The sequence below is a fragment of the Catellatospora tritici genome, from assembly GCF_019083965.1.
GTDB lineage: Bacteria > Actinomycetota > Actinomycetes > Mycobacteriales > Micromonosporaceae > Catellatospora > Catellatospora tritici.
The window spans coordinates 208,413-222,064 of record NZ_JAHRCY010000009.1 but is presented as its reverse complement, the minus strand read 5'-3'; the positions used below and the strand labels follow the sequence as shown (position 1 = coordinate 222,064).

Below are 13,652 nucleotides of genomic sequence, written 5' to 3'. Positions count from 1 at the left end.
GCCCGGCCCGGAGGCGTCAGGTCCGGGCCGGGCGCGGCGGTGGGGCTCAGGACGGGACCGGTACCCGAGCCCGGCCGGTCGCCTCCACCAGAGCCAGAGCCGCGGAGGCGACCGCGCATGCGGTCATCGTGTAATAGATGCCGGGATAGTTCCACCCCGTCGCGATGAGCCCGGCCAGCGGACCGCCCGCGGCCAGGCCGATGTCCCAGAAAGAGGTGAACGCGCCCAGGGCCGCGCCCTGCTGCGACTGCTCGGTGCGGTTGATGACGACCAGCGCCAGTGCCGGGAACAGCAGCGACAGCCCGGCCCCGACGATCAGGCCGCCGATCACGGCCACGACCAGGTTCGGCGCGACCGCGACGGTGAGCAGGCCGACGGCTTCGACCAGCGCCGACCACAGCGCGACCCGGCTGGGGCCGAGCTTGTCCGGCAACGCGCCGAGGAACAGCCGTACGCCCACGTAGGTGAAGCCGTAGGCGTTGAACGCGGCGATGCCGCCGCCGATGCCACGCGCGTCCAGGTGCAGCACCACGAACGCGGCCAGGGCGGCGTAACCGAACGCGGCCAGCGACAGGGCTATGCCGGGCAGCACCGCCGAGGGGGCCACCAGCGGGGGCCGGGCCGTGGGCGCGGGCTGCTCGGGCTTCGGCTTGAGCGCGACCAGCAGCCCGCCGACCGCCGCCGCGGCGACGCAGAACAGCCACACGGCGGTGTATCCGCCGGACGACTTCAGGATCAGCGTTCCGATCAGGGCACCGAGCGTGATGCCAGTCCACATGAAGATGCCGTACAGGCCGACGACCCGCCCCCGCCGGGCCGCCGGGGACAGCAGCACCAGCCACGCCGCCCCGGCGGTGTAGATCATGCCTTCGCCCGCGCCATGCAGGATCCGCACCGCCACCAGCACGACCTCGTTCGAGGCGACCAGGTAGGCCAGGCTCGCCACGCCGCAGGTGACCGCACCGGCGAGCATGACCCGCTTGTACCCGCGCCGGTCGGCGTACCGGCCCGCGATCGGCCGGGTCACCACGGCCGACACCGCGATCGCGGCGATGACCACGCCGACCATCACGTCGCCGCCGTGCAGTTCGCCCTTCACGTACAGCGGCAGCACCGCCAGTGACGCCCCGACGCTGAGCAGGCAGCAGAAGATCGCCCCGAACAGGGGCTGGAACGGGGCGTAGAAGCGCAGCGCCTCGAACCGGCCGGTCACTGCCCGCTCCGCTGCTGCGGGATCGCCGCCGGGCGTACGTGGAAGAAGTGGGTGGGCAGGTGCACGGCCACGCCCGCCCAGATCTCGGCGCACACGGCCAGGCCGGGCTGCGCGAACGTGCCCGGCGGGGGCTCGGCGATCCGGATGCTGGACCGGCCGCCGTCGAGCAGCCGGGCCGCCATGGCGAAGTCGCCGACCAGCGCGCAGCCGGGGTCGACCATGCGGGTGCGGCTGATGATGGTGCCGTTGCGGGCCAGGTCCTCCAGCAGGCTGCCCTTGCCGACCAGGTGGTAGTAGTAGTCCACCGGGTTGATGATCATCGCGTGGGCGGTGGCGCCGGTCTGCTCGATCTCGTTGCACGCCGCCATCAGCCCGGTCACATAGTCGCCGTGGTACGGCAGCTCGGCGATGCCCGGGTGGCTCAGCAGCCCCTGCTCGCCGATGGTCAGCGCCTGGTTCTCGGCGGTGGCCAGCCGCACCAGCAGCCGGAAGTCCACGAACACGGCCAGCGCCTCGAGGTCGTCGACCAGCTCCGGCGGGATCTGCACCCACGCCCGCACCGGCGCCACCTTCGCGCTGGACATGCCGAACTTGAACGCCGCCTCCCGGCGCAGCCCCGACTCGTGCACCGTGGCCGCCTCGTCGGCGGTCGGGCGGCTCTCACTCCAGAACCGGGTCTCGTCCCCTTCGGCGGGCCGCTTCTTGAACAGGTTGCGGACGGTCACCCGGGGCCGGTCCTTGGTCGGCTGGAACGCGTCGGTGATGGTGAAGTCGAACACGACCTCGGCCTTCTCCCGATCGGCGGCGTAGGCACGGGCGAACGCCTCACCTGGGGACAGGCTCTTGTCCACCGGCGTCACGACTGCGGTGCTCATGGGCTGTGCTCCATTCATATCGCGTGCTCAACAAGTCGTTCGTAGAAGGGCAGGTGATGGTCGTAGTACGACCGGAGCAGGTCGTTGTTGGCGACCGTGGCCCGGTATTCCTTGGCGGGAGCACCGAAGCCGCTGCTGCGGCTGGCGTCGACGTGCCACTGCTTGGTGCGCTGCCACTCGGTCCGGTCCTCCGGCTCCCAGGTCAGCGCCTCGGGCCGGAACGGCAGCCCGACCGCCGCGCAGTACGCCGCCACCACCGCGGCGGGTTCGCGCAGCAGCCGGTCGGCGTCGATCACCACCGGCTCGCGGCCCAGCACCGTGCGGGCCAGCTCGAACAGGTGCCACTGGTGCTCGTAGCCGACGTCCGAACAGGACATCGTCGGCTTCATCGCGTAGTGGGAGCTGATCGCCCGCGCCGGGTCGCGCACGATGAACGTGTGCTCGATCCCGGCGATCTGGTCGGGGTGGTCGTGCAGGTACTGGTACCGGTACTCCATCGTGTCCTTGAAGAACACCGTCCGGTCCCGGCCCAGATCGACCAGGTGCGCCAGGATCTCCCCGGGGGTGCGGCAGACCCTCGTCCCGCCGTCGCGATCCGGCAGTGGCGTCTCCTGCCAGTCGGTGAGGGTGACCAGCGGCTCGTGTACGACCGTGACGTCCCCGCGGGCGATCATCATGCGCAGGAACGCCGTCGAGGCGGCCCGCGGATGTGCCCACATGGCGATCACGGTCACATCGACCACCAGGTGGGGGTCCGGTCCCAGCGGTGCTCGCGCAGCTCGGCCAACAGCTCCGGGCTCAGTGGCACGCCGTCGCTGACGGCCAGGTTGGCGCGTACGTGCGGCAGGCGGCGCATGCCCGGGATGACCGTGCCGACCGCCGGGTGGTGCAGGATGAACCGCAGCGCCAGCTCCGGCAGGGTCATGCCCTCCGGCAGCAGCTCCTTGAGTCGGTCGGCCCGCGCCACGCTCGGCCCAAGGTTCTCCTCCCCGAAGTAGGTGGCGCGCCAGTCGCCCTCCGGGAAGGTCGTGTCGACGGTCATCGTGCCGGTGAGGCTGCCCTCGTCGAACGGCACCCGCGCGATGATCGCGACGTCGTCGCGCTGGGCCCGCTCGAACAGCTCGTCCTCGGGCGCCTGGTCGAAGATGTTGTAGATGACCTGGATCGCGTCGATCAGCCCGGTGTCGATCGCCTTCAGGCAGTTGACCGGCTCCCACCGGTTGACGCTGATGCCGACGCCGTCGATCAGGCCCTCGCGCTTGAGGTCGCTCAGCGCCTCCTGCCAGGCGCCGTCGTCGGCCCAGCGGTCCTCCCACACGTGCAGCTGCATCAGGTCGATGCGGTCCACGCCCAGGTTCTCCAGGCTGCGCTCGGTGTATTCGCGAATGTGGTCGGCGGGGAAGACCTCGTCCAGCGTGTCGGCCGGGCGCGGCGGCCACTCGCGGTTCTTCGGCGGGATCTTCGTGGCCACGTACAGGCGGCGGTCGGGGTGGCGCTTGAGCAGGGCGCCGAGCAGCTGCTCGCTGACGCCGCGGCCGTAGACCCAGGCGGTGTCGAAGAAGTTGCAGCCGAGTTCGACCGCCTCGTCGAGGGCGCCGGGCGCGGCGTCGTAGTCCCAGCCGGTGAAGCCGCCGGGACCGCCGCCGATACCCCACATGCCGTAGCCGATCTCGCTGACCTCCCAGCCGAGGCGGCCCATCTTGCGGTATTGCATTCTTTTCCTCTCGTAGTGGTGCACGCGGGTGTTCAGTGCGCCGGCGCGAGCGCCGGCAGGTCCAGGCGGCCCAGCGGGGCCAGGTGGCGGTCCAGGTGGTCGCGGTAGGCGGCGATCGGGCCGTACAGCCACTCGTCGGACAGGCCCCAGCGCTGCTCCAGCCGCCGGCACTCGTCCTTGGCGAACAGGCGCGGGTTGTCCGTCAGCAGCCCGCCGAAGCGGCGGCCAACCGCGTGCTCGGTCGCGCCCGGCGGCACCTTCAGCAGCATGAGCAGCGTGTTCAGCTCCGCGTCGCCGGTGTCCAGGGCGGCCTCGCGCAGCCGGGCCAGGAAGTCGAGGTTCGGGATGCGCTCGATCGGGCGGCCCACCCGCGACAGCACGTCGCCGAAGCAGACGCTCTCCGGGTGGAACACGTGCAGCGTGCGGCCCCACGCGGCCGGGTCGGTCAGTCCGGCGACGACGCGGCGGGCCACGTACCCGACCGGGGTGTAGTCGGAGCGGCTGGCCGCGCCGGGGCACACGCCGAGCCGGTGGTAGGCCGACAGCATCAGGTGGGTCAGCGCGCGCCGGTTCGGGAAGCCGTTGTCGGCGTCGGGCATCACCTCGCCCAGCCGGTAGATCGTGACCGGTGCGCCCTGCGCGGCGGCCTGCGCCAGCAGCCGTTCGGCGACCCATTTGGACCGGCCGTAGCCGCTGTGCGGGGTGGTCGCGGCGGCGACGTCGAAGCGTTCGCCCAGCGGCCGGTTGTGCCGCGCCGCCTCGGTGTCCAGCACGCCCAGGGTCGACACGTGGTGCAGCTGCTTGGGCCGGTGCGCCAGGGCCAGCCGCAGCACCTCCCGGGTACCGGTGACGTTGGCGGCCCGGTGCGCCCGGTAGTCGAACAGGAAGTTCACCAGGGCGCCGTTGTGCAGCACCGCGTCGACGGTGCGGGCCAGATGGTCCCAGACCGTCGGCGCCAGGCCGAGGTCGGGTCGGCCCAGATCGCCCGCGTACGCGCGTAGCCGGTCGCCGAACCGCGCCTGCCACAGCCCCTGCTCGGTCAGCGCCGCGACCACCCGCGCCAGCGCCTGGCCGTCGTCGTCGGCCCGGCACAGGCACACCACCTGCATCGGCGTACGCGACAGCAGTTCGTGCACCAGCCTGCTGCCCACGAAGCCGCTGGCCCCGGTGACCAGTACCGTGCGCGGCTCGCGCCCGCCCTGCGTCGGGATCGCGGCGGGCACGGTCAGCCCGGTGGCGCCGCGCGCGTCGCGGTCCATCTGCACCGCCTCGTCGACCTCGACCTCGGCCGGGTCGGCCTGCCGGGTGGCCAGCAGCGCCGACAGCCGCTCGGCGGTCGGGTGCGCGAACAGGTCCTGCACGCCGACCTTCACCCCGCTGTCGCGGCTGAGCACCGAGGTCAGCGTCAGCGCCTGCAGCGAGTCGCCGCCCGCGCGCACGAAACTCTCGTCGGCGCGCAGCTCGGGCCGCCCCAGCGTGCGCCGGAACAGCGACAGCATCCGGGCGGTGGGTTCGTCGGGGGCCGGGCCGTCTTCGGCGGCGAGCACCGCCGCGTTCCCGCGCAGCCACGTGTCCAGCCGCTGGTGCAGCGCGGCCCGGTCGACCTTGCCGTTGGCGTTGCGCGGCAGCTCGGGCAGCACGAAGTGGTGGCGGGGCAGGCTGTTGCGGGGCAGCGCGGCGCGCAGGTGCTCGCGCAGCGCCGCCTCGGTGACGGTGCCGTCGACGAACAGCGCCAACGACTTGGCGCCGTCGTGCTCGGCGACGAGCACCCGCGCCTGCCGTACGCCGGGGCAGCCCTCGGCCACCGTCTCGATCTCGCCCAGCTCGATCCGTACGCCGCCGATCTTGACCTGGAAGTCGCGCCGCCCGTGGAAATGCAGCAGCCCGCGCTCGTCGTAGCGCCCCAGGTCGCCGGTGCGGTAGAGCCGGTCCCCGGGGATCTCCGGGAACGGGTTGGCCACGAACACCTGCCCGGTCCGCTCCGGGTCGCCCAGGTAGCCGCTGCCCAGGCACGCCCCGCCGATGACGATCTCGCCGACCGCGCCGCGCGGCAGCGGCCGCAGCGCCTCGTCGACCACCACCGCGTAGCAGTTGTCGATCGGGCGGCCCAGCGGCACGGCGCCGGTCTCGTCCGGGTTCACCCGGTGGAAGACCATGCCGATGGAGGCCTCGGTCGGGCCGTACCCGTTGGTGAGGCTGACCGCGGGCAGCAACGCCATCAGCCGGTGGGCCAGCTGCCGGTTCATCTCCTCGCCGCCGACGATGAGGCGGCGCAGCGTGCTGATGCGCGCCAACGCCCGCTCGTCGTGGTCGACCAGCGTCACCAGGGCGTTGAAGATGCTGGGCACGAAGTCGGTCATGGTGACGCCGTGCTCGGCGATGGTGTCGACGGTCCGGCCCAGGTCCAGGAAGTCGCCCTGGGCCGGGACGACGGTGCGCCCACCGGTGGTCAGCGGCCAGAACAGCTGCCACACCGAGGAGTCGAAGGTGTGTCTGCTGTTCTGCAGCACCACCTGTCCGCCGGCGCCGAAGTAGCGGGTCATGAACCGGAACCGGTTGGTCAGGCCGCCGTGCAGGTTCATCGCGCACTTGGGCGTGCCGGTGGTGCCGGAGGTGAAGATGCCGTAGATGACGTCGTCCGGGCCGAGCACCACGCCGGGCCGGGGCGCCGGGGCCGGGCTCGCCACGACCGCGACGGGCAGCGCCCGCTCACGCCAGCACTGCGGCAGCGCGCCCGCGTCGGCGCACAGCACCACCGGCGCGGCCAGCACCTCCAGGGTGGCCGCGAGCCGGTCGGCGGGCCAGGCCGGGTCCAGCGGCACGAAGGCCGCGCCGAGTTTCATCAGCGCCAGGTACGCCACCGGCAGCTCCAGGCTGTTGCCCAGCAGCACCGGCACCGCCGTGCCCCGGGCCACCCCGTGGCCGGGCAGCTCGGCGGCCAGGGCGTTGGCGTGGTCGTCGAACTCGCGGTAGGTCAGCGTGCGGCCGCCGTAGCTCAGCGCGGGGGCGTCGGGCTGCTCGTCGACCCGGTCCTCGATCATGGTCGGGATGGCACGGAACGGTCCGTGTTCGACCTCGCGTCCAGCCAGCCGCCCCAGCAGCAGCTGCCGTGAGGCGGCGCCGAGGCCGTCGGCGTCGGCGGGGGACAGGTGCGGGTCGGCCAGCAGGGCCCGTACGACCTCGGCGAACAGTTCGGCCACCGCGTCGGCCATCCCGGCCCACGGGTCGCCGGGCGCGATCGCCACGTCGGCGGTGAGCCGGAGTCCGGTCACCCGCACGCTGACGCGTACGCCCAGCAGCGGGCGGCCGGTGCCCTGCCCGAGCAGGACCTCCAGTGCGGCCTCGGTGTCGGCGGGCAAGCCGCCGACCAGTTCGCGCACCTGGGCGCGGGCGGCGGGGCCGTCGTGTTCGCGCAGCGTGTCGGGCCAGGTCGGTAGGCAGTGCCAGGTGTCGGACTCGCGTACCCGCACGGGCAGGGTGCGCGAGAGGCGGGTGGCGGTCTCCACGGCGGCCAGCGCGGCCGCGCAGGCGAGCTCGCCGGGCTGCTCGCCTGCCTCGGGGTCACTCGGATACGCGGGGATGGTGCAGGAATAGTGACCGTTTTCCGGGGCGTGACCGGAGCCCATCCGTCCTCCATCGTCGGTGGACCGCCGGGCGCGGGTGGCGCAGGCGACAGCGATCCATCCATGAGTGCACATGCCTGATGGAGGGGAAGACTAAAGCATACAGAGGGCTTTGCGAATATCTACGGGGATCGTTTACGAGACTTTAAATAGTTGTCCGCAAGATTCACAGGTGGCGGTATCAGGAGAGGAGGCGCTTCACCGCCATCATTTCATTCACCTCGGTGAGTGCGTCCGGCCCTCCGGCGACCGCCGCGGCGAGCGCCCGGCCCACCGCCGGGGCGATCTGCACGCCGTATCCACCGAGCCCGGCCAGCCAGTGGAAGCCGTCGGCGGCCGGGTCCGGGCCGACCACCGGCACGTCGTCGGCGACGCTGGTGCGCAGCCCCGCCCAGGCGTGCCGCACCCGCCGCGCGGGCAGCGTGGTCGCCTCCCGCAGCCGTTCCAGCCCGAGCGCGACGTCCAGGTCCTCCGGGCGGGCGTCGCCGGGCACCGCCGGCGTCGCGTCCGCCGGTGACACCAGCAGCGCCCCCGACTCCGGCTTGACGTAGAAGGTCTCGGTCACGTCGCAGACCATCGGCCAGGCGCTCGCGCCCTCCGGCCCGTCCACCAGGAACGCCGTACGCCGCCGGGGCACCAGGCCGACCGGCCGCAGCCCGGCCAGCGCCGCGACCTCGTCGGCCCAGGCCCCGGCCGCGTTGACCACCACGGCCGCGCGCACCTCGCCCGCGGTGGTGCGGGCGCGCCAGCGGGCGCCATCGCGCGTCAGCTCCTGTAGCCGGGCCCGGGTCAGCACCAGGCCGCCCGCGGCGGTGACCCCGCGCAGGAAGCCGCGGTGCAGCGCGTCCACGTCGATGTCGGCGGCGGCCGGGCGCAGCAGGGCGCGGGTGAACCACTCCGGGCGCACCACCGGGCAGTGCCGGGCCACCTCGTCGGGCCCGATCTCGTACGCGGGCACCGGCGCGCTCCGCCCCCGGGCCAGCGCCGTCTCGAACAGCTCCTCGGCCCCGGCCGGGCACAGCGCGACCACCCCGCGCGGGGTCAGCAGCGGGTGCTCGGCGAACCCGGCGGGCGGGTCGGTGAGAAACGGCCTGCTCGCCGCGGTCAGCGCGCGCACGGTCTCGTTGCCGTAGTACTCGGAGAACAGCGCCGCCGAGCGGCCGGTGGCGTGGTAGCCCGGCGCGGTCTCCATCTCGACCAGCGTCACCGCGCCGTGCCGGGACAGGAAGTAACCGGCCGCGGCCCCGGCGATCCCGCCGCCCACGACGAGAAAGTCCGTCATGCCTGCGAGACAGTACCGTCAGTTATGTATGTATGTAAATGCCTCAGCGCCTGTCAGGCCGGGACCAGTGCGGGCGTCTCCACCCGGCGCAGCCGCCGGATCGGCGCGATGACCAGCAGCAGCGCGCAGCCGGTGACACCGACCACGCACCCGGCCAGCAGCAGCCGCTCCGCCCCCAGCAGCGCCGCGAGCGGCGCGGCGAGCACCTGTCCGAGCGGAATCCCGAGCACCGACCCGGCCACCTCGTACGCCGAGACGCGGTTGAGCACGTCGCGCGGGATCTGCGTCTGCACGCTGGTGGCCCACATGACCGACCAGAACGCCCAGGACAGCCCGCCCACCGCGTGCCCGGCCAGCAGCACCGGCAGCGGCGCGCCCAGCGCCGTGGTCAACGGCACCAGCACGAACCCGACCAGCACCATCGCCCCGGCCGCCAGCGGGCGGACCGGCTTGAGCCGCATCGCCGCCAGCCCGCCGAGCACCGTCCCGGCCCCCATCGCCGACATCGCCCACCCGTACGCCGCGTCGCCGAGCCGGTCGGTGATCAGCGCCGACCCGATCGGGATCAGCGGTCCGAACAGGATCACGCCGTACCCGAACCAGATCAGGATCACGCTCCACATCCAGCTGCGCGACCGGAACTCCGCCCAGCCCTCGCGCAGGTCCCGCCGCAGCGTGGTGGTGCTCGCGGCCGCTGCGACCGGATGTGCGGGCAGTCGCAGCGCGAGCAGGCACCCGGCGCTGACGGCGAACGTCGCCGCGTTCAGCGCGTACACCGTGCCCGCGCCGATCGCCACGACCAGCACCGCCGACAGGGCCGGGCCGAGCAGTTGCGCGCCCGCGTCGGCGACCCGCAGCGCCCCGTTGGCCCGCTGCACGTCCCCGGCCAGCAGCGGCACCATGCTGGCCACGCCCGGCTGGAACATCGCCGCCGCCGCTCCCGCCAGCGCCGACATGCTCACCAGCAGCCACAGCGGCGCGTGCCCGGTGAACAGGGCGACCGCGGTGACCGTCTGCGTGCCGACGCGGACCAGGTCGGCGCCGACCATCAGGCGCCGAGCCCCGGCCCGGTCGGCCAGCACACCGCCGAACAGGATCAGTGCCACGAACGGCACCATGAACGAGGCCAGCACCAGGCCCACCCCGGAGGCGCCGTGCCCCGCCTCACGCACCGCCAGCGCCACGGCGACGGGCAGCATCCCGTCGCCGAGCAGCGCCACCGCGCGCGCCACGAAGTACAGCGTGAAGTCACGCGTCCACAGCCGGGCCATCCGTCGCCTCCCCAGGGTCAGTACTGATCACGAACCGAGAACTGTAAACACACCTTCCCGTTTCGGGTGTGGCGCCGGTCACGACCGGCGACGGTGTTACATGGGACAGGACGCCGTTGGGAAGGGGCCGACACATGAACCACCACACCGCCGTACCCGGAACACTCGCCGACGTGCAGTGCGAACCGAACGGCCAACGCTGGACGCTGGTGTTCACCCGCGACCTGCCGCACCCGCCGCACACCGTGTGGACCGCGCTCACCGACCCGCGGCGACTGTCGCGCTGGGCGCCGTTCGACGCCGACCGCGACCTGAGCGGCACCGGCGGCGCGGTGCTCACCATGGTCGACGGCGACGAGCGCCACGACCTGGCCGCCGAGGTGCTGCGCGCCGAGCCGCCCGTGCTGCTCGTCAACACCTGGGGCGAGGACAACCTGCGCTGGGAACTCGTCTCCGCCCCCGGCGCGGGCACCCGGCTCACCCTGCGCCACACCATGACCGACCGCGACTGGCTGCCCAAGGTCGCCGCGGGCTGGCACCTGTGCCTCGACGTCTGCGCCCGGCTGCTCGACGGCGAACCGGTCCAGGCGATCCGCGGCCAGGCCGCGCTGGCCCACGGCTGGGCCGACCTGCGCGACGCGTACGCGGCCAAGCTCGGCCTGCCCGCCACCCCCGACCAGGAGTAAGCCGCACGTGATCCTCACCGTCACGCTCAACGTCGCGCTTGACGTCACCTACACCGTCGACCGACTCGTCCCGCACAGCACCCACCGCGTCACCGCGGTGGCGCAGCGGGCGGGCGGCAAGGGCGTGAACGTGGCCCGGGTGCTGCACGCCCTGGGCGAACCGGTCGTCGCCACCGGCCTGGCGGGCGGCCCGACCGGCGCCCGCGTCCGCGAACTGCTGACCGCCGATGGGATCGCCGAGGCGTTCGCGCCGGTCGCCGCCGACGCCCGGCGCACGGTCGTGGTCGGCGACGGCGAGGACGCGACCGGCTTCTGGGAACCCGGGCCGGTCGTCACACCCGATGAGTGGCAGGCGTTCACGGCGCATTTCTCGGGGCTGCTGCCCGGCGTGCGACTGGTGGTGCTGTCCGGGTCGCTGCCCGCCGGGGTGCCCGAGGCCGCGTACGCCGAACTCGTCGCGCTCGCCCACGCCGCCGGTGCCGACACCATCCTCGACGCTGACGGCGCCCCGCTGCGCCACGGCCTGTCCGCCGCCCCCAACCTGGTCAAACCCAACGCGTACGAGCTGCGTGCCCTCACCGGCCTGTCCGCCGCCGACCCCGCCACGGCCGCCCAGGCGGTGGCCGCCGTACGCGACCTCGGGGCGCGCGACATCGTCGCCTCCCTCGGCGCGGGCGGCCTGGCCGCCGCGACCGCGGACGGGAGGTGGCGGGCCCGGCTGCCGCACCCGCTCACCGGCAACCCGACCGGCGCCGGGGACGCGTGCGTGGCGGCGCTCGCGCGAGCCCACGTGCACGGCCTGCCCTGGCCGCAGCGCCTACGCGAAGCCGTCGCCGTCTCGGCGGCCGCGGTGGCCGTCCCGTACGCGGGCGCTTTCGACCCCGCTGTCTACCGCGACCTGCATCCCCAGATCGAGATCACCCCCTGGGCCACCCCGGCTGCGGGCTGAACTCGTCGACCCTGACCGCAGGCGCCGATCTTCGGGCCTGGTCCCGTCCAAGATCGCTGTCTGCGGTCGCTTTCTCGGCTCCAGGCCCAGGTTTCGACCGCGGACGGCGATCATCGACGGGACCAGGGCCGAAGATCGCGGCTTTCCGCATCACCGCAGGACTATCGATGTTGCGGTGGGCCGGGTCAGGCGCGCGTGACGGTGAGGCTGGAGACTCCGGCTACCGCGTCGACGTCGTAGCGGTCGGCGGCGGTGTCCCAGCCGGGCGGGGCGAACACCGAGCCGCCCGCCACGCCGGAGCGGCGCTGGCCGTCGACGGTCACGTCGGCCGCGCCGCCACCGGCGCTGACCCGGACCGGAACGCCCTGCGGTGCCCGTACCAGGAAATCGCTCGCACCTCCGGCCATCCGGACCGTCCGCGTCCCTTCCGGACGCGGCAGCACCGCCTCGATGCGGCTCGAGCCAGCCGTGAAGTCGAGCCCGCCGAGCCGCCCGGTGCCCATGTCGACCAGCGTCTCGGTCGCCCCGCCGGAGAAGCGGAGATCCCAGCGCACCTGCTCGTTGAGCAGGACTTCGACGACGGCCGGACCGTGGTCGCCGGTCGAGGACAGGTGCAGCTGATGGCGGCCGCCGGACTCGATCATGTCGGGGGAGATGCCGGAGTCCTCGGGCGTACTGACGCGGAAGAGGTCGTCGCCCAGGTCGGCCGCGCGCACGGTGACAGTCGTGGCCCCGCTGACGACCGTCAGCGCGGCGGTGTCGCGCTCGCCCCGGGCCGCCGCCACGGTGTGCGCCCGCCCGAACCCGTCGCGACCGCGCTCCGGGCCGTCCTCCCGCCACGGGGCGCAACCGGCCGCGAGCAGCGGTGCGAGGCAAAGTCCAGTCAGGACGGTACGTCGGTGCATGACCGCCGATTACCCGCCGGGGGCGGCCGTTACACCGCCAGGCGTCGCAAGGGGTTGACCGAGCGGTTGTGCTGTCTACAGTCGGCGGAATGACGACCGAGGCCGAGGCCACAGCGGGCACCGAGCGGGTACGGCGCTACTACGACAACAACGCCGCCGCCTTCGAACGGCTGGGGCAGGGCGGGGCGTCCATCCACCGGGCGGTGTGGGGACCGGGCGTCACCACCCGGGCTGACGCGTTCCATCACGTCGACGAGCTGATCCTCGCCGCGCTGCCGCCGCAGGTGGCGGTTCCGTCGGTATTGGATCTCGGCTGCGGGCTGGGCGCGAGCCTGCTGCACCTCGCGAGCCGGACCGACCTGACCGGCGAGGGTGTCACGATCAGCCGGGCGCAGGCGGTACGGGCGGCCGAGCTGATCGAGCAGGCCGGGCTGGGTGCTCGGGTACGCTGCCGGGAGGGGAACTATCTGTCCCTGCCTGACGATCTGGCCGGTTCGGCGGACCTGGCGTTCTCGATCGAGGCGTTCATCCACAGCCCGGACGCCGACGGATACTTCCGCGAGGCGGCGCGCTGTCTGCGCCCAGGCGGTCGGTTGATCGTCTGCGACGACTTCCGCACCCCGGTGGCCGCGCCGGACTCGCCGTGCAGTGCGCGCCGCATGGCCGAGTTCCGCACCGGTTGGCACGTCGGCTCGCTGCTCACCGTCGAGGAGGTGCGCGCCGTGGCCGCCCGGCACGGGCTCACGTTGGTACGCGACCTCGACCTCACGGCGTATCTCGAACTGCGGCGGCCGCGGGACCGGTTCATCAGCGCGCTGCTGGCCGTGGGGCGGGTGTTCCGGCCGTCGGGGCCGTACTGGCAGTCGCTGGTGGGCGGCGACGCGCTGCAGTGGGCGCTGCTGCGCGGCCTGCTCAACTACCGCTTCCTCGAACTGCGCCGTGCCGACTGACTCGGCGGCGAAGTTGGCATACCCGGAGCAGTGACTACCGAGTCGACTATGTCGTATGGTTGCCGTGGTGCGAGCCGGGAGTGGCCTCGCCCGTCATCACGGCGGGCGAGGCCGCTTTCCGTAGTGGGGCGAGCTTGACGGACAGGTCGGGCGTGGTGCGAGTGCGAAGACTCGCCATTGCCCG

Annotated in this window: 11 protein-coding genes; 3 read left to right on the top strand and 8 right to left on the bottom strand. The window is 73.2% G+C overall.

The window, feature by feature from the left end:
* Positions 1-46: 46 nt before the first annotated feature.
* From KUA19_RS21875 to KUA19_RS21845, 7 genes are all read right to left on the bottom strand, one after another.
* Positions 47-1,213, bottom strand: coding sequence for an MFS transporter (locus tag KUA19_RS21875; RefSeq protein ID WP_217398379.1), 1,167 nt, complete (start codon positions 1,211-1,213; stop codon positions 47-49).
* The gene (locus KUA19_RS21870) at positions 1,210-2,088 is read right to left on the bottom strand and encodes a family 3 encapsulin nanocompartment shell protein (RefSeq protein ID WP_217398377.1); all 879 of its coding nucleotides are present in this window, start codon (positions 2,086-2,088) and stop codon (positions 1,210-1,212) included. Before KUA19_RS21870 ends, KUA19_RS21875 begins: the two co-directional genes overlap by 4 nt.
* A 14-nt stretch (positions 2,089-2,102) precedes the next feature.
* Positions 2,103-2,822 (bottom strand): sulfotransferase-like domain-containing protein, encoded by a 720-nt coding sequence (locus KUA19_RS21865; protein ID WP_217398375.1) that lies wholly within the window; start codon positions 2,820-2,822, stop codon positions 2,103-2,105.
* A complete protein-coding gene (locus KUA19_RS21860) occupies positions 2,819-3,802 on the bottom strand; it encodes an aldo/keto reductase (RefSeq protein WP_217398373.1) in 984 nt (327 codons plus the stop codon). The genes KUA19_RS21865 and KUA19_RS21860 overlap by 4 nt, the downstream gene beginning before the upstream one ends.
* Positions 3,803-3,834: 32 nt before the next feature.
* Complete coding sequence (locus KUA19_RS21855) at positions 3,835-7,428, bottom strand: non-ribosomal peptide synthetase (protein WP_217398371.1); 3,594 nt, start codon at positions 7,426-7,428, stop codon at positions 3,835-3,837.
* Between the two features lie 178 nt (positions 7,429-7,606).
* Complete coding sequence (locus KUA19_RS21850; protein WP_217398369.1) at positions 7,607-8,707, bottom strand: NAD(P)/FAD-dependent oxidoreductase; 1,101 nt, start codon at positions 8,705-8,707, stop codon at positions 7,607-7,609.
* A 53-nt stretch (positions 8,708-8,760) separates the two neighbouring features.
* Complete coding sequence (locus KUA19_RS21845; RefSeq protein ID WP_217398367.1) at positions 8,761-9,978, bottom strand: MFS transporter; 1,218 nt, start codon at positions 9,976-9,978, stop codon at positions 8,761-8,763.
* A gap of 134 nt (positions 9,979-10,112) precedes the next feature.
* Between KUA19_RS21845 and KUA19_RS21840 the strand changes: the two genes are divergently transcribed.
* Both KUA19_RS21840 and KUA19_RS21835 read left to right on the top strand, forming a co-directional pair.
* On the top strand, positions 10,113-10,664 hold the full coding sequence (locus KUA19_RS21840; protein WP_217398365.1) for an SRPBCC family protein: 552 nt from the start codon (positions 10,113-10,115) through the stop codon (positions 10,662-10,664).
* 7 nt (positions 10,665-10,671) lie between these two features.
* On the top strand, positions 10,672-11,613 hold the full coding sequence (locus KUA19_RS21835) for a 1-phosphofructokinase family hexose kinase (protein WP_217398363.1): 942 nt from the start codon (positions 10,672-10,674) through the stop codon (positions 11,611-11,613).
* A gap of 185 nt (positions 11,614-11,798) precedes the next feature.
* Here KUA19_RS21835 and KUA19_RS21830 read toward each other — a convergent pair whose 3' ends face one another.
* Positions 11,799-12,518: a hypothetical protein gene (locus tag KUA19_RS21830; protein ID WP_217398361.1), complete on the bottom strand. Its 720-nt coding sequence runs from the start codon at positions 12,516-12,518 to the stop codon at positions 11,799-11,801.
* 89 nt (positions 12,519-12,607) lie between these two features.
* Here KUA19_RS21830 and KUA19_RS21825 point away from each other — a divergent pair, with 89 nt between their 5' ends.
* Complete coding sequence (locus tag KUA19_RS21825; protein ID WP_217398359.1) at positions 12,608-13,468, top strand: SAM-dependent methyltransferase; 861 nt, start codon at positions 12,608-12,610, stop codon at positions 13,466-13,468.
* The last annotated feature ends 184 nt before the right edge of the window (positions 13,469-13,652 follow it).